This is a genomic window from Photobacterium andalusiense (genome assembly GCF_900185625.1).
Classification (GTDB): Bacteria; Pseudomonadota; Gammaproteobacteria; order Enterobacterales; family Vibrionaceae; genus Photobacterium; species Photobacterium aquimaris.
The window spans coordinates 855565-874999 of the sequence record NZ_FYAJ01000001.1; the positions used below are offsets into that span (position 1 = coordinate 855565).

At 37.1% G+C, this 19435-nt stretch carries 19 protein-coding genes; 7 read left to right on the forward strand and 12 right to left on the reverse strand.

The features are described from left to right. Nucleotides 1-110: 110 nt before the first annotated feature. From PAND9192_RS03845 to msrC, 4 genes are all read right to left on the reverse strand, one after another. The gene (locus PAND9192_RS03845) at nt 111-776 is read right to left on the reverse strand and encodes a lipocalin family protein (protein WP_087852606.1); all 666 of its coding nucleotides are present in this window, start codon (nt 774-776) and stop codon (nt 111-113) included. 236 nt (nt 777-1012) lie between these two features. Then, nucleotides 1013-3016, reverse strand: a complete 2004-nt coding sequence (gene prc / locus PAND9192_RS03850; protein WP_087852607.1) for a carboxy terminal-processing peptidase — start codon at nt 3014-3016, stop codon at nt 1013-1015. Nucleotides 3017-3033: 17 nt separating this feature from the next. Then, the gene (gene proQ / locus PAND9192_RS03855; protein WP_087852608.1) at nt 3034-3666 is read right to left on the reverse strand and encodes an RNA chaperone ProQ; all 633 of its coding nucleotides are present in this window, start codon (nt 3664-3666) and stop codon (nt 3034-3036) included. Between the two features lie 109 nt (nt 3667-3775). Continuing rightward, nucleotides 3776-4234 (reverse strand): free L-methionine (R)-S-oxide reductase MsrC, encoded by a 459-nt coding sequence (msrC, locus tag PAND9192_RS03860; protein WP_087852609.1) that lies wholly within the window; start codon nt 4232-4234, stop codon nt 3776-3778. Nucleotides 4235-4320: 86 nt separating this feature from the next. On the opposite strand from msrC, the gene PAND9192_RS03865 reads away from it, so the two are divergent. The 4 genes from PAND9192_RS03865 to rsmF all read left to right on the forward strand — a co-directional run bounded on the left by PAND9192_RS03865 (nt 4321) and on the right by rsmF (nt 11718). Next, on the forward strand, nt 4321-6153 hold the full coding sequence (locus PAND9192_RS03865; RefSeq protein WP_087852610.1) for an ABC transporter ATP-binding protein: 1833 nt from the start codon (nt 4321-4323) through the stop codon (nt 6151-6153). A 118-nt stretch (nt 6154-6271) separates the two neighbouring features. Further along, nucleotides 6272-7468, forward strand: coding sequence for a paraquat-inducible protein A (locus tag PAND9192_RS03870; protein WP_087852611.1), 1197 nt, complete (start codon nt 6272-6274; stop codon nt 7466-7468). Further along, nucleotides 7449-10076: an MlaD family protein gene (locus PAND9192_RS03875; RefSeq protein WP_087852612.1), complete on the forward strand. Its 2628-nt coding sequence runs from the start codon at nt 7449-7451 to the stop codon at nt 10074-10076. Before PAND9192_RS03870 ends, PAND9192_RS03875 begins: the two co-directional genes overlap by 20 nt. A gap of 211 nt (nt 10077-10287) precedes the next feature. Next, on the forward strand, nt 10288-11718 hold the full coding sequence (gene rsmF, locus PAND9192_RS03880; RefSeq protein ID WP_087852613.1) for a 16S rRNA (cytosine(1407)-C(5))-methyltransferase RsmF: 1431 nt from the start codon (nt 10288-10290) through the stop codon (nt 11716-11718). Between the two features lie 348 nt (nt 11719-12066). Here the strand turns inward: rsmF and PAND9192_RS03885 are convergent, their stop codons facing one another. Next, entirely contained in the window at nt 12067-12381 is a 315-nt protein-coding gene (locus tag PAND9192_RS03885) for a DUF496 family protein (RefSeq protein ID WP_060998102.1), read from the reverse strand. 545 nt (nt 12382-12926) lie between these two features. Here PAND9192_RS03885 and cspE (PAND9192_RS03890) point away from each other — a divergent pair. Together cspE (PAND9192_RS03890) and cspE (PAND9192_RS03895) are read left to right on the forward strand one after the other, a co-directional pair. Next, on the forward strand, nt 12927-13136 hold the full coding sequence (gene cspE / locus PAND9192_RS03890; protein WP_045029050.1) for a transcription antiterminator/RNA stability regulator CspE: 210 nt from the start codon (nt 12927-12929) through the stop codon (nt 13134-13136). A gap of 393 nt (nt 13137-13529) precedes the next feature. After that, nucleotides 13530-13739, forward strand: a complete 210-nt coding sequence (cspE, locus tag PAND9192_RS03895) for a transcription antiterminator/RNA stability regulator CspE (RefSeq protein WP_036794623.1) — start codon at nt 13530-13532, stop codon at nt 13737-13739. Between the two features lie 63 nt (nt 13740-13802). On the opposite strand, the gene PAND9192_RS03900 is transcribed toward cspE (PAND9192_RS03895), so the two are convergent. Together PAND9192_RS03900 and efpL are read right to left on the reverse strand one after the other, a co-directional pair. Next, nucleotides 13803-14264, reverse strand: a complete 462-nt coding sequence (locus tag PAND9192_RS03900) for a GNAT family N-acetyltransferase (RefSeq protein WP_234998914.1) — start codon at nt 14262-14264, stop codon at nt 13803-13805. A 91-nt stretch (nt 14265-14355) separates the two neighbouring features. Continuing rightward, nucleotides 14356-14928, reverse strand: coding sequence for an elongation factor P-like protein EfpL (gene efpL / locus PAND9192_RS03905; RefSeq protein WP_065168832.1), 573 nt, complete (start codon nt 14926-14928; stop codon nt 14356-14358). 274 nt (nt 14929-15202) lie between these two features. Between efpL and PAND9192_RS03910 the strand changes: the two genes are divergently transcribed. After that, nucleotides 15203-16117 (forward strand): VirK/YbjX family protein, encoded by a 915-nt coding sequence (locus PAND9192_RS03910; RefSeq protein WP_087852614.1) that lies wholly within the window; start codon nt 15203-15205, stop codon nt 16115-16117. Nucleotides 16118-16223: 106 nt separating this feature from the next. Here the strand turns inward: PAND9192_RS03910 and PAND9192_RS03915 are convergent, their stop codons facing one another. The 5 genes from PAND9192_RS03915 to PAND9192_RS03935 all read right to left on the reverse strand — a co-directional run bounded on the left by PAND9192_RS03915 (nt 16224) and on the right by PAND9192_RS03935 (nt 19374). Continuing rightward, on the reverse strand, nt 16224-16646 hold the full coding sequence (locus PAND9192_RS03915) for a GNAT family N-acetyltransferase (RefSeq protein WP_087852615.1): 423 nt from the start codon (nt 16644-16646) through the stop codon (nt 16224-16226). A gap of 452 nt (nt 16647-17098) precedes the next feature. Beyond that, nucleotides 17099-17314 carry a hypothetical protein gene (locus PAND9192_RS03920; protein ID WP_087852616.1) on the reverse strand — a complete coding sequence of 72 codons (216 nt, stop codon included), beginning with the start codon at nt 17312-17314 and terminating at the stop codon, nt 17099-17101. A gap of 227 nt (nt 17315-17541) precedes the next feature. Further along, complete coding sequence (locus PAND9192_RS03925; RefSeq protein ID WP_087852617.1) at nt 17542-18339, reverse strand: Cof-type HAD-IIB family hydrolase; 798 nt, start codon at nt 18337-18339, stop codon at nt 17542-17544. Between the two features lie 150 nt (nt 18340-18489). Further along, nucleotides 18490-18669: a hypothetical protein gene (locus tag PAND9192_RS03930; protein ID WP_087852618.1), complete on the reverse strand. Its 180-nt coding sequence runs from the start codon at nt 18667-18669 to the stop codon at nt 18490-18492. A 237-nt stretch (nt 18670-18906) separates the two neighbouring features. Then, nucleotides 18907-19374: a DUF417 family protein gene (locus PAND9192_RS03935; RefSeq protein ID WP_087852619.1), complete on the reverse strand. Its 468-nt coding sequence runs from the start codon at nt 19372-19374 to the stop codon at nt 18907-18909. Between the last annotated feature and the right edge of the window lie 61 nt (nt 19375-19435).

Sequence of the window (19435 nt, forward strand, 5' to 3'; positions counted from 1 at the left end):
TAACTAATAGTTGAATCCCAAAAAAGCGAACAATTTAATTGTTCGCTTTTTTATTATCCTTAAAACCAATTTGTTTTTTTAAACTCAAATAATTACCGTTGATAGTGATATTACTCTCGACGTAATACAGCTTCCATTCCAAAATGTTCATTACTCAAAGTTAAAGTGTTATTGCCATTTAATACAAATTGATTATCTTGCTGACCATCTTCATAGAGCAGAACAATTTGATCATCTTCTAAATAATAGACACCACGATGCTCTTTCGTTTTACCTGCTTGATTTGAAATCTCTGCTGAGAATAAAAAATCTGGACGTAAAGATAATGCAAATTCTGCAATATTATCAGCGACATCTTGCCCTGAAATCGTTTTAGTTCGCCAATTTCCAGCTAAATGTTCCGGTGCTAATTTGGTAAAGTGAGCGCCATCAAGTACAAAACGATTATAGTTAAGCAAATAGCTATGCATTTGATCATCTTCATTTGGGGAAATAAAAGTAATATTGGTATCATCGATATCATAATTGCCCGTCCATTGCTCAACTTTGCCATCGACTCGTAATAGTCGCATTGCAAATTGATAATCAGATTTAAACATCACATGCATCGCTCGATATTTTTCCCCTTCACTTTCAATACCGTCTTGTTGATTACTAAACCAATACCAATTTCCTAATAGAAAGGGATAATCAAACTCAGTAATATCATCAGCAATAGAGTTAACACTAAACAAGCTCAAGATAAATATCCAAAAAAAACCAAATTTTTTCATCATATGCAGTTCCCCTTACTGAATACTTTAGCTTTTGTATTTCCCCTCAAATTTCAGAGGTCTTATACTTAAAACTAGTCGGGAAACCTAATTCTCGATGAAAAATATGCGTTATATCACACTTTGTAATTTAAACTTTCTCAATATTAAGACATAAAAAACAACAGATAAAAAAAAGCGCTCCTAAGAGCGCTTTAATAAAAGAGACATCAACAAAATAACGTCATTCCGTATCATTATTACGATTGTTTTTGATTACTAAAATCAGCAGTTATCGCAACAGCTTCATCAAGATAAACATCAGGTGCTTCATAATCTTTTGGCACCGCATCCAAATCTGCAAAAGGCTTTTCACCTAACGCTTTTTGACGTTTATTTAAGCGGGCTAAACGATCAGCGTCGTCTTTATCTTGTTCTGCTATGCGTGTCTTTTCATTCAATGAAATCGTATTGATATCTTTTTCCTTTTTATAGGTAATGATATCTTCATTGATAAAACCAAATTCCATATTATTTTTAATACGGGTTTGGTGCTCTGCTGCTAGTATCGGTACAAGTGAGCTGTAATCATGTAATTTCTGATAACCTGCAGGTTTAATACTATCCCAAGGTAATGCGTTATCTTCAACACTTTCCCCTGTCTCAGCAGGATCAATTGCAGAAGGGAAAGAAATATCAGGCACAACACCTAAGTTTTGAGTACTTCCACCATTAATACGATAGAATTTTTGGATAGTATATTGAACATGACCTAATGGCTTATCAAATAAATCATAGAGATGATTTAATGAGCGGTGTTGTTGCACCGTACCTTTACCAAAAGATTGTTCACCTAAAACAATAGCGCGTCCGTAATCTTGCATTGCCGCCGCAAAAATTTCTGAGGCAGATGCACTGTAGCGGTTAACTAATACAGTCAATGGTCCATCAAAAGAAATTTGATCGTCTGAATCACCATTAACCTTAATTCGACCATAACTATCACGCACTTGCACAACGGGTCCACTAGAAATAAATAAACCTGTTAATGCTGTTGCTTCTGTTAAAGCACCACCACCATTATTACGTAAGTCGATCACGATACCATCAACCTTCTGATCATTTAATTTGACCAGTTCTTTTTTAGTATCTTGTGATAATCCAACATAAAAGCTTGGAATTTCAATTACACCGATTTTTTTACCATCGACAGTTTTCACTTCCGATTTCGCTGCACGATCTTCAAGACGGATCTTGTCTCGTACAATTGTTACGGTGTAACTCTTCGCATTATTGCCTTCAGGTAATATGTCCAGAATAACCTTACTGCCCTTCGGCCCTTTGATTAACTGCACAACATCATCAAGACGCCAACCAATAACATCAACAACTTTCTTGCCTTCTTGACCTACGCCAATAATGCGATCACCTGCTGCAATTTTTTTCGAGCTAGCTGCTGGTCCACCAGCAACTAAAGAACGAATTTTGGTATAGTCGTCTTCAACCTGTAATACCGCACCAATTCCTTCTAATGACAGATTCATCTCTGCCTGAAATTGTTCAGCATTACGTGGCGATAAATAACTCGTATGTGGATCGACCTCACGTGAAAAAGCATTCATATATAACTGAAATACATCTTCACTGTGTGTTTGTGTTAAACGCTTAATCGCATTGTTATAGCGCTTGGTTAACGTCTTTTGAATCTCAGGCCATTTTTTACCTGCAAGTTTAAGATTTAACGCATCGTATTTAACACGCTGTCGCCAAATCTCATTCAATTCAGTGTCGTCTTTCGGCCATTCAAGCTCTGAACGATCAATAACAAAGTCATCTTTATTATCGAATGTAATTTCAGTATCAAGCTGAGTTAACGCAAATTGATACCGTTCAAAACGACGTTGAAGGACTTTATTAAAAATATCAAACGCAGCAGATGTATTCCCTGATTTCAGTTGATCATCTAACTGGTTTTTCCATTTACCAAATTGTTCAACATCTGTTGCGTCAAGAAAGCTTTTATTATAATCAAGCATTTCAATATAACGATTGAATACTTGTCCAGAAAACTGATCATCAAGTGCAAAATGCTTATAGTGGGAACGCGTATAACGCGACGCCACTCTTGTACTCGCGGTTGCATGCTGTTTTTCAGGAGCAAGATGCGGCACATCACTTAATGAATACTTAGCCTCAGCGGCTTGAACCGAAGCTGCTAGCATCATGCCAGCAGCTATCAGTGAGAAACGGAATCGACAATTCATGTGTCGCGCATTCTCCTTTATGAACGCAAGTGCTCCGCTTTAACAGCCATTACTAGACCGTTATTTAAACGAACTCGCACATCGTCCTTGTTAATTTCAACAATAGTCGCAGGCATGTTACCTGAACCCATGTTCACTTGAACATTTTTGCCCACGATTACTTCATCAGCATTCAGTACACGTGTCGTCTCTACAGGCTTCTTTTTAATAGTAGCTGTTTTTGGCTTAGTGTTACTAGATTTAACTGTTTTTGCTCGCGTTTTTTTAGCTTCGCCTTCTTTAGCCGCTTTAGCAATTGCTTGCTCTTTACGACGAGTGCGTACTTTCGCTTTGCTTTCTTCTAAAGCTTTAAGCGCATGATCTACGTGCTCTTGCTCTAGAACATCACAATCATTACCATCTAGATCAACACGGCTCACACCCGCTTTAACACCGTGAAGGTAACGCCAAGAAGATGTGTATTGACGTAAAGCTGTACGTAGTTGAGTCTTGCTTACTTTTGGATCTTCATTAAGACGCTCTGCAAGGTCTTGGAAGATACCAATTTTAAGTGGCTTCGCTTCACCTTCAACAGTGAAACATTTTGGGAAACGCTCAGCGATGTATGCAATAACTTCTTTACTGTTCGTTAACTTTTCAGAGTTTTCCATGGAGTTTCCTGACATAAACGAGGATTGCTCGTTATTTGTGCTTTGTTCAAAAAGAAATAGTGCTGCTATTATAATTACCTAACGCGGAAAAACCACCGAAAGCATGAAATTAGAGTACTTTTTGTAGTTCTTCTACGAAAGAAACTAGACCTTGTTCATCATTTTGGTCAAATCTTGACAGAATTGGACTATCAATATCCAACACACCGATTAATTTTCCATTAACCATAAGTGGAATTACAATTTCAGAATTACTTACAGCATCACATGCAATGTGTCCTGGGAAAGCATGAACATCGGCAATACGCTGTACTTTATTTTCAGAAATTGCTGTGCCACAAACGCCGCGTCCAACCGGAATACGTACACAAGCAGGGTTTCCTTGAAATGGGCCTAAGACTAATTGGTCTTGTTTCAATAAATAAAACCCAACCCAATTAATTTGTTCTAACTCCATATTTAATAACGCACTAATATTAGACATATTAGCGATAAGATCTGTTTCCCCCTCAATAAGAGCCAATGCCTGTTGTGTTAGACGATGATAAAAAGCGGTTGAATTTTCCATAGCTTACTCTGTATATAGCCGTTAGAATAGCAAGAATACTACTGATAATAGGAATTATTCTCACAGTGAAAGATAAGAACCATCTTATGATTAATTGGTCTTGGTTACTACAACAAGCAAAATTACATAAACCAAGATTAATTGTTGCAAATATTATTGCTGTTATCGCAACCTTGATCAGTGTACCTATTCCACTTTTGATGCCACTAATGGTTGATGAAGTTCTGTTGCATAAACCAGGCGAAGGCATTACTTATCTTAACGCCCTTCTACCTTCGGCCTGGCACAATGCAACAGGCTACATTATTTTAGTGCTTGTTCTGGTTGTATTAATGCGCACTTTTAGCCAAGCGTTGAATATACTTCAAAGTCGACAATTCACATTAGTATCAAAAGATATAACCTATAACTTACGTCAACACTTACTCGACAAACTTGGTCGTATAAGTATGCGACAGTATGAAGAGCGAGGCAGTGGTGGCATCAGTTCTCACCTTATTACTGATGTCGAGACCATTGATAAGTTTGTTGGTGATACGCTAAGTCGATTTATTATCGGGCTCTTAACGGTTGTCGGTACTGCGGGTGTACTTTTATGGCTTGATTGGAAACTCGGCTTATTCATTCTGATTATAAATCCAATTGTTGTCTATGCGTCTAAGCTTATGGGTAGCCGCGTTAAAAACCTTAAACGTAAAGAAAACCAATCTTACGAAACATTTCAACATCGTTTAATTGAAGTTTTAGACGGCCTTTATCAATTACGAGCTTCTAATCGTGAACGTGATTTTTTAGAGCAATTAAAAGGCAATGCCAGTGATATTCGCCATAGTGCTGATAAATATGCTTGGCAATCAGAAGCTGCGGGACGCGTTTCTTTCCTACTGTTCTTGATCGGTTTTGAAATTTTCCGAGCAGCAGCAATGTTAATGGTGTTATTTAGTAACTTAACCATTGGTGAAATGTTAGCTGTGTTTAGTTACTTATGGTTTATGTTAGGTCCAATTCAAGAGTTATTAGGTATTCAATTTGCTTGGTATGGTGCATCAGCTGCAATGCAACGCCTCAATAGTTTATTAGCACTTGAAGAAGAAACACGACCACCAGCAACGGTTAACCCTTTTAATGATGAACAAACTATTGCGATTAAAATTCGTGACTTGCATTTTTCCTATGATAATGACAAAGAAGTTCTTCGAGGACTAAACCTTGATATTCCTGCCGGTAAACGGGTAGCTCTCGTTGGCGCTTCTGGTGGTGGTAAATCGACCTTAATCCAATTATTGCTTGGTATTTATCAAAAAAACAGCGGTGATATTTTAATAAACGATCACCCTATTGAAGCCGTTAGTTATGAAGCGTTACGCGAGAAAATGGCGGTCGTATTACAGCAACCAGTGTTATTTAATGAAACGTTACGTCATAACTTAACCCTTGGTGGATCATTTACTGATGAGGAATTATGGCAAGCACTAGATATTGCTCAACTTGCTGATGTGACTGAACGTCTAACACACGGTTTGAATACTGAAATTGGCCGTCAAGGTATTCGTTTGTCTGGTGGGCAACGACAACGATTAGCCATTGCACGCATGATTTTGTCTAATCCTGAATTTGTTATTCTTGATGAAGCAACGTCAGCTTTAGATACCTCAACCGAGGCTGCTTTACATACTGCACTCAATACGTTTTTAAAAAATAAGACCACCTTGATTGTTGCTCATCGTTTATCTGCCGTTAAACAGGCTGATATTATTTATGTACTTGAAGATGGTTTAGTCAGTCAATCAGGTACCCATGTAGAATTAGTCAATACTCAAGGGTTATATCAGACACTTTATGGTTCAATTCAATCGGCTGACATAGCAACGAATAGTATCGATTCACACGAAGCAGTAGCCAGCGTCAACACAAAATAATATAGTGTGCCTCAATCGGCGCTCATTGATAGTAGTTATTGTTTTTATAAGAACAATGAGTCACTAACAACTCAATGAGCGCTTTTGTACACCTTATTATTAAAGGAAGAAACGCACCATGTCGAAGGCTCGACGCTGCCCAGGCTGCGATTTACTTGTGTTACCTGAAATTGCGACACAAGGACACAGTGCCTATTGCCCACGTTGTCATACTCGACTATATCGTGGTGGTCTTGCGCGCTTTAATGCAGAATTAGCGCTTGCGGTTGCCTGTCTTATACTTTATATCCCAATGGTTAGCCTGCCGTTAGTTACCATTCGTTTAATTGGTCAGATGATACCTGCAACATTAACCTCTGGAACGGTTGCACTCGCTCCAACCTTTCCTGCTGTTGCAATTTTAATTCTTTTTTGTAGTGCCGTTGCACCATTATTATTGATCAGTGCTGTTTTGAGTGCACAGTTTTCATTACGTTTTCGCCAACTGCGGTTATTTAAACTATCACTGTGGATTCTGTCTCACTTAAAACAATGGACAATGATAGAGGTCTTTTTAGTTAGCTTGGCTATTTCATGTTTTAAAGTGCAAGAAGTCGCCGACATTTATGTTGGCATAGGATTATATTGCTTAATCAGTATGCAAATTCTACTGTCAGTACTGTTAACGAAAATCAGTGTTCGCCGTTATTGGGATGCTTGGCAGCCAGAAAATGAACACATCAGTGACAAACTTGATACTGTCTGTCATAGCTGTCATTTAACCCAAGAGTCATTACCACATTGCCGCCGTTGTGGCAGTCAATTACATCATCGAATCCCCAAATCACTCCAGAAAACATGGGCATATCTTATTACTGCCAGTATTTTTATATTACCAGCTAATCTTTACCCTATTTCTATCTTCATGAATAACGGTAAACGTATTGAAGATACCATCTTTTCAGGTGTCGCAGGTTTAGTAAAAACAGGAATGACCAGTATTGCCATCATCATCTTTGTGGCCAGTATTGTTGTTCCCGTCGCTAAAATCATTGGATTAGCATATATATTATTATGCATTCAATTTAAACAGCGTGGCCAACGTCTACAACGGATGAGGATTTTTCGCATCGTACATTGGATTGGAAAATGGTCAGTCATGGATCTTTTTGTAATTGCAATTATGGTCGCTTTAATCGACCGAGGACAACTTCTTGATTTTACACCAGGGCCTGGCGCCATTGCTTTTGGTGTAGTCGTTATTTTAACAATGTTAGCAGCAGAGAGCTTAGATTCTCGTCTAATCTGGGACAAATATGAACAACGAACCAAATAACGAGCAACCACAACGCGTAAACATTCGCAGTGATCGGGGCTTATCACCTTTATGGTTATTACCACTATTGGCAATCATTGTCGCTGGATGGTTACTCTATAAAGCCGTTAATGAAGGCGGCGAACGTATTCAAATTCACTTTAACGATGCCGTTGGTTTAGTCGCGGGGCGTACCACTATTCGTTATCAAGGATTAGAGGTAGGTATTGTTCGTGATGTGACGTTATCGAAAGATCTTAAAAGTATCTATGTCTCTGCTGATATTTACCCAGAGGCAGTAAAAACATTACGAACACACACACAGTTTTGGTTAGTCAAACCTAAAGCCTCTATTACTGGTATCTCGGGCTTAGATGCGCTTGTTTCTGGCAACTATATTGCCCTTCAACCAGGCACAGGGGAAGAAGCAACAAAATTCACAGCATTAGAAAACCAACCGGCAAATATGCCGATAAATGATGGTTTAACCCTACAATTAAAAGCGCCGAATCTAGGCTCTCTCAGTATTGGCTCACAAATTTTTTATAAAAAGATCCCTGTCGGTGAAATTTATAACTACACCCTTAGTGCTAATAAGAAAGAAGTACTTATTGATGCGCTGATCAAACCGCATTATGCCAACCTCGTGACCAACAAAAGCCGTTTTTGGAATGTCAGCGGTGTGAATGCTAATATTGGTTTTAATGGTGTTGACGTACAGTTTGAAAGCTTATCAGCGCTCATAGCTGGTGCGATTGCATTTGACTCTCCTGATGCTGGCAAACCTATTGATGAAGGACATTTATTTAATCTCTATCCAGACATTAATACTGCTGGTCGTGGTATCGCTATAACCATCACCCTTCCAGATGATAATAACGTCAGTAATTCAGGGGCGCCGATTATGTATCGTGGCCTTCAAATTGGTAAAATTTCAGATTTAAAGCTGGATGAAAAAACCAATAAAATTATTGCTCACGCAGCTATTGAACCAAGCATGAGTGATCTACTTAATAATGGCTCACGGTTATTACTTGAAGAAGCGCAAGTTTCATTAACTGGAGTCAAAAATATCGGCAACCTTGTGCGCGGTAATTACCTTCGTTTAATTCCAGGTGAAGGTAAAAAAACCCGTCATTTCACCGCTATCACCCAGAATACACTTGAAGAACAACAACCGGGCGTGGCTGTTTTCTCGCTATATGCCAATAAAAGCTTCGGCTTAAAAGCAGGCACTAAATTACGTTATCGTGGTATTGATGTCGGCCATATCACTGACGTAAAGCTCGATGGTAACCGAGTAAGATTAGATGCTTTAATTCAACCGCAATATACCCATTTAATTCGTTCTCACAGCCGTTTCTTTATTGACGGTGGTATTGAAGCCAATATTAGTAATAGCGGCGTTAATGTTTCTATTCCAGCGGTAGATCAATTGATAAGCAGCGCCATTAGCTTTACATCGAGTGGTAAACAAGGAGTCCAAAAAAGTTACTCACTGTTTAAAAATAGACACCTTGCTAAGCTTGCTGACGAAAAATTAAAAGGTTTTACCTCTATTACGCTTATCGCTGATAACTTACCTTCTATCTCTGAAGGTAGTCCCGTGCTTTATCGTAATCTACAGGTTGGTGAGATCACTAGTTTTGACCTTAAGACATCAGGGGTTGAGATAAAACTGAATATACAAAAGAAATACCGTCATTTAATCGACAGCAACACCGTTTTTTGGAACCGTTCAGGAGTTGAAGTAGAAGCTGGACTTAATGGCGTTAAAATTAAAGCGGATCCGCTCTCAACATTACTTAAAGGCGGCATTGCATTTGACTCTATTAAAGGTGTGGCAAATCGTTCAGGCCGTGACTATAAGCTTTACTCGAGTTTAAGTGATGCTCAACATTTTGGCGTCATGATCACTCTAACTGCCGATGATGCTCGTTCTATTTCAAAATCGACGGCGATTAAATATCAAGGGGTAGTGATTGGTAAAGTTGATAATATTGAACCTAACTTTGAACGTAATAACGTTACTGTAAAAGCACGCTTATTCCCACAATATGCCGATATAATTGCTCGTAAAGATAGCTATTTCTGGGTAGTAAAACCTAAGATTAGTTTAAGTGGCAGCGAAAACTTAGATTCACTCTTAAGCTCATACATTGCAGTACAACCAGGAAAAGGCTTAACCTCTCACAATTTCAAGTTAGGCTCTGCGGAATTATTTGATGCTGGTAAAACCTTTGTTTTAGAAAGTGAAGATCGTGGCTCTGTTAGTGAAGGTACACCTTTGCTTTATCGTAATATTCAAGTTGGCCAAGTGATTAAAGTTGCTTTAGGTGCATTAGCTGATCGCGTATTAATTACCGTACAGATTGAGCAAAAGTATCGCCATCTTATACGCACGAATAGTGTGTTCTGGAATGCATCAGGATTAAACGTTGATGTCGGCCTTACGGGGGCAAAAGTTAAAGCGGGAACTTTTGATAGTTTACTCCGTGGTGGTATTTCATTTGCAACACCAGCCACGCATCCACTCGCGCCACAAGCAAAACATGGCAAACACTTCTTACTTAATAAAGAAGTCAATCCTAAATGGTTAACTTGGCGTACAGCAATTCCTATCAAATAATCATTAAAGCCACAATCAAAAAGGGACATTGAATGTCCCTTTTTCTTTTCTATCACCTCATCTTCTTTATAAAACGTCACATCTAATATGTTATTTCATAATAAAAACTGATCCACATACATAACAGGCTTAGAAGCATCGATAGCCGATATAAATTTGTTGTTGTTTAGTATAGAATCGCGGCATTGCTAGTTTGACAGAGAGTGCTACCTTGCATCCTAATATCTATATTCCTGACGCTTTTATTGATCTCATCAAGCACACAATGCCAGAAAACCTGAGCATTGATGAATTTATCAGCTGCTGTAAAACACCGCTACGTCGTAGTATTCGTGTCAATACGCTTAAAATTAGCGTCGCAGATTTCCTTACTCGTGTAGCAGATAAAGATTGGACGCTAACCCCTGTTCCTTGGTGTGATACTGGTTTTTGGATCAAACGTGAGGATGAAGAAAGCGTTTCATTAGGCAATACTGCTGAGCATATGGCTGGGTTATTCTATATTCAAGAAGCCAGCTCAATGATGCCTGTCACTGCACTGCTTGATAAGAATGATAATCTTGACTGTGTTCTCGATATGGCATCTGCTCCTGGTTCTAAAACTACCCAAATTGCTTGCGCAATGCAAAATAAAGGTGCATTGGTTGCAAATGAGTTAGCAGCGAGCCGTATTAAAGTACTTCACGCTAACTTACAACGCTGTGGTGTCCATAATGCAGCACTAACCCACTTTGATGGCTGTGTTTTTGGCACTTGGGCTCCTGAAGCATTTGACTCAATTTTACTTGATGCCCCATGCTCAGGTGAAGGTGCTATTCGTAAAGATGATGATGCAATGGCTAACTGGAGTCTTGAATCTATTGATGAAATTGCAGCAGTACAACGCAATTTAATTATCAGTGCCTTTCAAGCATTAAAACCTGGTGGTGTGATGGTGTACTCAACATGTACCCTTAACCAACATGAAAACCAAGAGGTTTGCCACTATCTGAAACAAACCTTTGGTGATGCCGTTGAGTTTGAATCTTTAGGTGATTTATTTGATGGTGCACAACAAGCACTTACTGCGGAAGGTTTTTTACACGTCTACCCTCAAGTATTTGATAGCGAAGGCTTCTTTGTTGCACGTATTCGCAAGCATGCATCAGTTGAAACTGAGTCTGTTAAAAAACGTATGGGTAAATTCCCTTTTAACCAAGTAAAAGCAGACGAACAACAACTCATCGCTCAACAACTTAATGCAGATCTTGATATCACGTTATCAACCAATAGTGATATTTGGTTGCGAGATAAAGAGGTATGGTTATTCCCCACACAAATCAAACCTTTAATTGGTGAGATTCGTTTTCAGCGTATTGGTATTAAGTTAGCAGAGCAGCACAAGAAAGGCTATCGCTGGCAGCATGAGGCAATCATGACGCTTGCTACAGGTAAAGAGACTGTTGCCATCGCATTAACTGCACCACAAGCTAAAGAATGGTTTATGGGCCGAGATATTCGCCCAGAAAATCTAACCGGTAAAGGTGAAGTGATTGTTACTTACCGTGATTATCCCATTGGTATCGGTAAATGGGTTGGTAATCGTATCAAAAATGGCTTACCTCGCGAATTAGTGCGCGATACTAACCTGTTTGATATTTAATATTATTCAATCAGTTACTATTAATTAGTGTTTTATTGACTGAATAAACAATTATTTTAAATTAAAACTGGAAAATCATCACAGCTAAACTAGTATTGATAGTGTAATCGAATTCTATCTATATCCAGTTAGCGCAAGGCTCATCACTGAGCCTATTCCCCTAAGCCCGACACAGGAATCGTTTCGGGCTCTTTTTGTTGTTCTAGCGCTATACGCTCAACAAAAATCATCAACGAACACATTTTTTAACTCTTTTTTCTCGTGATGGTTTACTGTCAATCATCCAAAAAACAGATAAAAAAAACCTGAGCACATGGCTCAGGCCTTCATTCACTAACAAACAAAAGATTAGTTATGTTTGTGTGCTGTGATTTCTGCTTTTTTAAGGTCTTTAACGTTCTTGCTAACGTCACGACGCTCTTTAGATAGCTCAGCACTGATGATGATATGATCATCAACACGATCTTCGTAATCGCCTTTCATGTTTTCAATGATTTCTAGAATTTGATCATGAGTCATATCTGGCTTGATATAATCCAACATGTTTTCTAATAATTCTACACGCTTACGGTTATCACGAATTTTACGATCGTTATCAAGGATTTCGCGCTTAAGTTTGTTTTTACGGCGAGCCTGACGAACAAGTTCAAGGATGTTGTTCATGTTTTGTCCTTAGTCTGAAAATAAAGCCTTGTGAAACTGATTTAATGCTAATAATTAGGAAAAATGCACTTCCTAGTACATAACCGTCGAGTCTCAGTTTTTTTCTAAAATCGTTATATCAGAAAGTCTGCTGTAAACTCAAGCAATACCCGACGATTATCGACTAGGTGGTGAGTTAACATACGCTTAAAGATCGTTTATTGTTTGGATTATGCGCTTTGTTATTTATCTTTGCTTTGATTTCGTTCAATAAATATCAGAAATAATTACTGATAAAAAAAACATTTAGATGAATTATCGAAGAAATAATAATGACACTATTTATGATTGCATTGTTTGTTCATAAAAAAGCTGAATTTGATTTGCAAATCATCCATCAACGCCTAATCTTCATAGTAGACCAGTACTTATTTACAGTTAAAGCAATCTGAACAAGGATATCTTCGCTGTCATCTCCATGATCAGCAACAGAGTTCAACGCTCAAATCGCTCCGTAATCTGATATTGGCTATACCGTGTGATGAATAGATTTATCAGGAGACAACATGTCAAAAGCAACAGGTACCGTTAAGTGGTTTAACGAAGAAAAAGGGTTTGGTTTTATCACTCAAGACGACGGCGGTGCTGATGTATTTGTACACTTCCGTGCGATTAGTGGTGATGGCTTTAAAACGCTAACTGAAGGCCAAAAAGTCTCTTACGAGACAGAACAAGGTCCAAAGGGTCTTCAAGCAGCGAACGTTGAAAGAGTCTAATAACTTAACCTTCAAATTTTACAAAACCAAGGGCTCTCAGAGCCCTTTTTTGTTTTTATCACACTGATTTATATATGTAGATCAATAGTACTACGTTATCTAATATCCTTACACAAACAATAAGCACAGTATGGCATAATAATGTCGATTTTTATTTTGTTAAAGGGGTCACATTCTTGTGATGTTTTTATACGAGAAACTTGCCCTTTGAATATGAAAATGGCCTAATACTCATGGCCTTAAGAAAGGCCTATTTATGCAACAAATTGAAAGAGAAAACTTCGATACACTGTTCAAATGTACACAGTTGTCCTGAAGCGCTTCATTATTCTTTTGTACATAAGTAAACCAGCGTAATTTACGCTATTAATTTATTATTTCAGGAGACATAACATGTCTAAAGCAACTGGTATCGTTAAGTGGTTCAACGATGAGAAAGGTTTCGGTTTTATCACTCAAGACAATGGCGGCGCTGACGTATTCGTTCACTTCCGTGCTATCACAGGTGAAGGCTTCAAATCTCTAGCTGAAGGCCAAAAGGTTTCTTTTGACGTTGAGCAAGGCCAAAAAGGTCCTCAAGCTGCTAACGTTGAGCGTGCTTAATTTTTCAACAAACAGTTGAAAGAAGTTAAGGGTATTTTATATACCCTTTTTTATTGTTATTTATTACCCTGCAACATACAGCATTTTCACTCGTGGCTGATCTAAACCAAAATAATCATTTTCTTGTTCAACATCAATAAATCCTAACTGCTGATACAGTTTCTTTGCATAATTATTTGGATGAACAGTTAACCACAGCTTTTCACAACCAGACAACCTTTCCATCGCTGCTTGCATCAATTGCCGTCCTACCCCTTTACCTTGTACAGAACTATCTACCGCTAACGCAAGTATCCACCCTTCTGATGCCACTGATGCTTCATTCGTAAACTGAGGCGCGCACAGTACATAGCCAACAACCTCACCGACTTTTCGAGCGACGAATAAACCTGCAGGCCAACAATCATAAGCCTGCCGAATAAAAAAAGCCGGATAACAGTGATCACCGAATAGTCTTTTCTCAAGTTGATACACTGCTTGTACATCTTCTTTTTTAGCTACATCCAATGTAATTATTTGATCCACGGTCTTTGTTTATCCTTTTTATGTTTCTTACATCCATAAAAAAGCCAGTGCCGCATAAACGCCACTGGCTCTAGAAAATAATAATTAACTATTATTTATCAGCACGACTCATGAACTTATGCTCAGAAGTGTTAATTTTGATTTTTTCACCATTTGCAATGTACTCAGGAACTTGAACAACAAGACCTGTAGACAATGTTGCAGGCTTAGTACGAGCACTTGCAGACGCACCTTTAATTGAAGGATCTGTCTCAACAATTGTTAGCTCTACTGTTGCTGGTAATTCTAGAGCAACTGGCGCACCGTCTACAGTCAATACTTCAATACCTTTAGTATCTTCATTGATGAACAATAGTTCTTCTGCAATTGCATCTTTAGTGAAAGTGTATGGCGTGTAATCTTCATCATCCATAAACACGTATTCTTCACCATCGATGTATGAGAACGATGCTTTTTGACGACGGAAGTCTGCTAACGTAATCATCTCATCAGCTTTGAAACTAACATCTGATTTTGAACCCGTTGCTACATCATAAATACGCATGCGGTAAAGACTTGCGCCAGCACGACCACTAGGCGTTAGTTTGGTAATTTCTTTAACTAAAGCTACTTTACCGTTAAGTTCGATAGCAGCAAATTTTTTAATATCACTAGCCTTTGGCATGATCATTATTCCAAAAATAAATAGTGGTGAGAAATTACACCAAGATACAGATTTATAGCAAGTAATATGATAGTCCAAAGTCTAATTTTTTGCATTGTTCTATCAACATGGTTAATAGATAACCAAGACAATAATAATAAGATTTCACGCACTTTCTTTAAGATTAAGCGGATGACGATAACAGCACCAAATATACCAAATACGAATATAACGATTGTAAATACCTTAAAAATATTGATAATGATTAATTAACATTTTTTAGAGCATTATCAAAATGGGAACTTTATCTCCAACTCTGCGTGATTACGCTAAGATTATTTATCCAGATAGTGTAGCAGAACAATATTCTCCCCTTTGGAGCTATCGTACTAAATTCATACTTCGAGCAATGTATTATCGTAATGCTTTTCAGTATATAACTTCTAATGTAAACCCTCTTTTATTGGAAGCATTATGCAAACAGTGCCCTCGATTTTTAGAAAAATCATTCCGTCCTTATATTATTAATGACAGTAGCGCAATTGAACGTGCACAATTTGTTGTTCAGCATTATCAGTTTGTTAGTACACAATTACCACCACATATTTGTGATGAAATTTATATTAATGACAAGGGATTAACGCTGTTTGATTTTACTGCTGGTGAAATAGAGTATTCTTTTAAATTAGTTTTTCATGCTCGTTATCAAAAAGAAGGCGATATGAGCCTAATTTTATTTAATGATATCGATAAAAACTTTTATACCCTTACCTTTTCAGTACGAGATATAGAAGGACAGCGCCAATTAGTAATTGGTGGTTTACAAGGACCTGCAAGTAGCCCTGAAAATAACCTGAAAATAAAAGCACTGACCAAAACATTACATGGTCAACGTCCAAAAGATCTAATGGTGAAGATCATTACTCTTATTGCGAATATTTGGCAGGTTGACACAATGCTTGCAGTTAAAAGTAGCTCTCATGCTTATTCAGCTAAGCGTTATAGTAAAGGTCGTATCAAGGCGAATTATGATAAACATTGGCAAGCTTTAGGTGGTACAGAGTTTGATAAGCACTTTTATGCATTAAGTATGGAAGACATTCGTCGAAATCCTGAAGATATATCTCGTCCCAAACGTGCAATGTATCGCCGTCGTTATGAATGGCTAGATACTGTTAACGCGACACTTCAGCAAAAAATCAGTTTATAGCCTTTTTGCTGACAATGATTATAACCACAGAGAGTAATCACTCTGTGGTTAGTATTTTCAGATTATTACCCAGATATAATCTTTATTTCATAACTTAATAATACGTCTATTGAGGTAATATTAACTGGTTAATATCCGTTAATACCCACGCACTATTATGTTCAGTAAAACCTATTTTAGGATAATAACCTTCAGCTTTAGGGGCTGATAATAAAACGATTTTACACCCTTCTACTACTGATTCAGCCGTAACTAAAATAAGATATTTACCAATCCCCATTGATTGAATGCTTTCATCAACAGCGAGATCAGACAAATAACAGCAATAATGAAAATCTGTCATTGAACGTGCAATACCGACTAACTGCTCATCAATCCACGCTGTGACAATCAAATTACTATTTTCAAGCATTCCTTTAATTGTTGTCTCATTATCTACAGGTCTACGCTCACCCAAGGTTGTTTTATTGATTAATTCAATATACTGATTTGCTGTAATTGGATGATTAACTTTATATTCGATTTCCATCTTCGCCCTTTAATACTCATTTTATGTTTTTACAACATAGTACAGCCTAAAGTGGCACTGTCATAACGCAAAAGGAACAATCATCTATTACAACAAGTCATAATGTTAGTTATTTAATCACGCACAGACTAAACGTTCACTACTGCATCCATATTGGTATAGGTGATCGGCATGATTATCGACATACAGTGTGGGTAAATCCCCAAGGTGATTATCATTCGTCCAAGAGTAGCCCTGTTTTCATTGGATCATAATGTCCACCAGCAGCACCAGCTGCTATTTTTTCCATGTTCTTGGTCGATTCACATGAAGCGTTTTCTTGTAAATGAAATCTATGTAGTTTAGGTGATAAACCAGATAGCAATTTTATGCGTATTAGGTGTAGAAAGAGAAAGGAAAGAAGAGAGCATTAAACAGCAACGTAATATAGATAATTACGTTGCCGTTTTAATTTATTTACTTTCAGAGGTATAGCTTGAATATGAACAGTAATAACAACCGTTTGACTGAGGATATATTTTTTTAGCAGCATCTAACGCAGTACTGCATGCTGTATGATAACCCAGTGGATCGCAATTTTTCAGACCAGGACTGTGGGTACATGTTGCGGTATGAATTTCATGATCGCCATTATCTTGCGCATTTTTATCAACATAAAACAAACTCATAATCACCTCTGAAAAGTAGTATTCTTCGTAAAGACATTACGCTTCTAAAATTATAGGAGATAGCTAATAATCTCAATAATTAGATTCGCATCACTTTCACTGCTAAATATTATCTATTTAATATAATTACTGTGATTAGCTCGCTTTATTTACACATTTTCTAAAACAATCACTATTGAATACCACTATCATGAAGTGATAACGGCAGAGTTCGTTAATTAACTTACTTAGTTTAATACCTGAGTTTTAATAACCGTCATTACACCCTGCTCATTATTACTTGGCGCATGAAAGCGAGCTAATTGCTTAATTTTAGGGTGCGCATTATCCATCGCATAACTAAAATAGGTTTCTTTTAGCATTTCAATATCATTTAAAAAATCACCAAAGCTCATACTTTCTTCAAAAGTAAAGTTGAAAATACGCTGTAATTCTTTAATTGCAGTACCTTTAGATGCTGTTTTGTGCATAATATCAAGCCAAATCTTTGCACTTACAACAACTTGATGAGTCTGTGAATATAAAGGCGCTATAATTGGGTATATTTGTTGTTCTGTACCGTTGAAGTTAAGCACTGCGATTTTAATAAATTCATCATCAACAGCCAATAAATCACTTACGATTTCAAGATTATGATAGTACTTATTAATTTCTTCTAATGCCTGAGTATCTGTTGTTTCCGTATACGCAGAGTTTTTACCACACAAAACAATAAACGTATTCTCAATTTCTTTTACACTGCTAATAATGGTATGAATTTCAGGTGTTGGAATAGTCGAACTATAAAGCTCTTTACCTTGATACATCACCAACGTACCATTTTCAGCAATAAACAGCATTTTATCTTTAACAGGCTCAAAAGTATTAACTAAACTCTGGTACTGTCGGCCTGATGCTGCTGAAAAAATGATATTTTTAGCATGAAGCTCATTAAATACTTCATAAAAGTTATCCGGCAGTTGCTTATCATCATTCAGTAATGTGCCATCCATGTCTGTTGCTATAAATTTGATTGAAGACGTCATATACCGCTATTACTCCGATATTTCATGTGATTAGTACCGACATTCTACCTGTTAATTTGAGTAATTTTCACAAAAAACACATAAAATATTAGTTAAATACTTATATCAAATAAAAAAACCACCCGTTAATATGGTGGTTTTTCATTGTGATTAAGATCGATGATCATCATTATTGTTTTTTGGTGTTAAATCAACCTCTGCCTTACAGCAACCACCTATATTCTCTTTTTTCGCTTTTAGATATAACTGTATAAATAAAAAGAACATAAAGAATAAAAATACAACAACAGAAATAACGATATATAAAGGAAATAACTCATCAGTACTCATTGAACACTCCTTATTTATGTTAATCATCAACAATCCAAATAAGAATGTAATTCATTACTGCTATTGTCAATAGAATTCATCACTCTACTTATATTTTACTTATAATAGATAATAACAACACCTCTAGTTACACCGTAACAAATAATGGCAATACTTCATTATTTTTTGTTGGAAAGTCAGCATTACCGATTGTTGTGTTATCAAAAAAACATGCTTAAAATATTTCATAAATCACCTCTACAAAGATTTAGAAACCAATAACTTTTTATTATGTTCTACAACCATGATGGCAATCGCTAGAAAGAGAATATCTTTTACTAAAAAGAAACTTGTTGTTGGTACCCCATCGATGATTTTCCATGTGTCTGGCGTGGTAAATAAGAAACTTAGTGTCACAATAAAAATAACGCTAGATGCTAATCCTGCAAAATAGCCTACTCGAGGATTAAAAAAGCCATAAATAAGTCCAGCGGCCACCACTATTTCACTAAAACCAACAAGATTTGAGACTGTTTGAACAGAGAAAAAATTATACGTCCAGCCCATTAATGGATGATTTTTAATTAAAGGCTCAATGGCAGCTGCTTCTGTTGGTGTGAATTTAAAAATACCAATCCACAATAAAACCAATACAACCCCAAAAACGCCTAATTTATACCCGACTGACGTCGCTGATGGTGTTACGCGGTTATCTAAACTATTCATATGCTATTCCTCAAAACAAATTAAACTAAACGGTTTAGTGTAATTTATGGATTTATTTATC

What these genes read in the sequence shown, in the direction of transcription:
- PAND9192_RS03845 (WP_087852606.1), bottom strand. Translation starts at nt 776, where the DNA reads ATGATGAAAAAATTTGGTTTTTTTTGGATATTTATCTTGAGCTTGTTT.
- prc (WP_087852607.1), bottom strand. Translation starts at nt 3,016, where the DNA reads ATGAATTGTCGATTCCGTTTCTCACTGATAGCTGCTGGCATGATGCTA.
- proQ (WP_087852608.1), bottom strand. Translation starts at nt 3,666, where the DNA reads ATGGAAAACTCTGAAAAGTTAACGAACAGTAAAGAAGTTATTGCATAC.
- msrC (WP_087852609.1), bottom strand. Translation starts at nt 4,234, where the DNA reads ATGGAAAATTCAACCGCTTTTTATCATCGTCTAACACAACAGGCATTG.
- PAND9192_RS03865 (WP_087852610.1), top strand. Translation starts at nt 4,321, where the DNA reads ATGATTAATTGGTCTTGGTTACTACAACAAGCAAAATTACATAAACCA.
- PAND9192_RS03870 (WP_087852611.1), top strand. Translation starts at nt 6,272, where the DNA reads ATGTCGAAGGCTCGACGCTGCCCAGGCTGCGATTTACTTGTGTTACCT.
- PAND9192_RS03875 (WP_087852612.1), top strand. Translation starts at nt 7,449, where the DNA reads ATGAACAACGAACCAAATAACGAGCAACCACAACGCGTAAACATTCGC.
- PAND9192_RS03885 (WP_060998102.1), bottom strand. Translation starts at nt 12,381, where the DNA reads ATGAACAACATCCTTGAACTTGTTCGTCAGGCTCGCCGTAAAAACAAA.
- cspE (WP_045029050.1), top strand. Translation starts at nt 12,927, where the DNA reads ATGTCAAAAGCAACAGGTACCGTTAAGTGGTTTAACGAAGAAAAAGGG.
- cspE (WP_036794623.1), top strand. Translation starts at nt 13,530, where the DNA reads ATGTCTAAAGCAACTGGTATCGTTAAGTGGTTCAACGATGAGAAAGGT.
- efpL (WP_065168832.1), bottom strand. Translation starts at nt 14,928, where the DNA reads ATGCCAAAGGCTAGTGATATTAAAAAATTTGCTGCTATCGAACTTAAC.
- PAND9192_RS03910 (WP_087852614.1), top strand. Translation starts at nt 15,203, where the DNA reads ATGGGAACTTTATCTCCAACTCTGCGTGATTACGCTAAGATTATTTAT.
- PAND9192_RS03915 (WP_087852615.1), bottom strand. Translation starts at nt 16,646, where the DNA reads ATGGAAATCGAATATAAAGTTAATCATCCAATTACAGCAAATCAGTAT.
- PAND9192_RS03920 (WP_087852616.1), bottom strand. Translation starts at nt 17,314, where the DNA reads ATGAGTTTGTTTTATGTTGATAAAAATGCGCAAGATAATGGCGATCAT.
- PAND9192_RS03925 (WP_087852617.1), bottom strand. Translation starts at nt 18,339, where the DNA reads ATGACGTCTTCAATCAAATTTATAGCAACAGACATGGATGGCACATTA.
- PAND9192_RS03930 (WP_087852618.1), bottom strand. Translation starts at nt 18,669, where the DNA reads ATGAGTACTGATGAGTTATTTCCTTTATATATCGTTATTTCTGTTGTT.
- PAND9192_RS03935 (WP_087852619.1), bottom strand. Translation starts at nt 19,374, where the DNA reads ATGAATAGTTTAGATAACCGCGTAACACCATCAGCGACGTCAGTCGGG.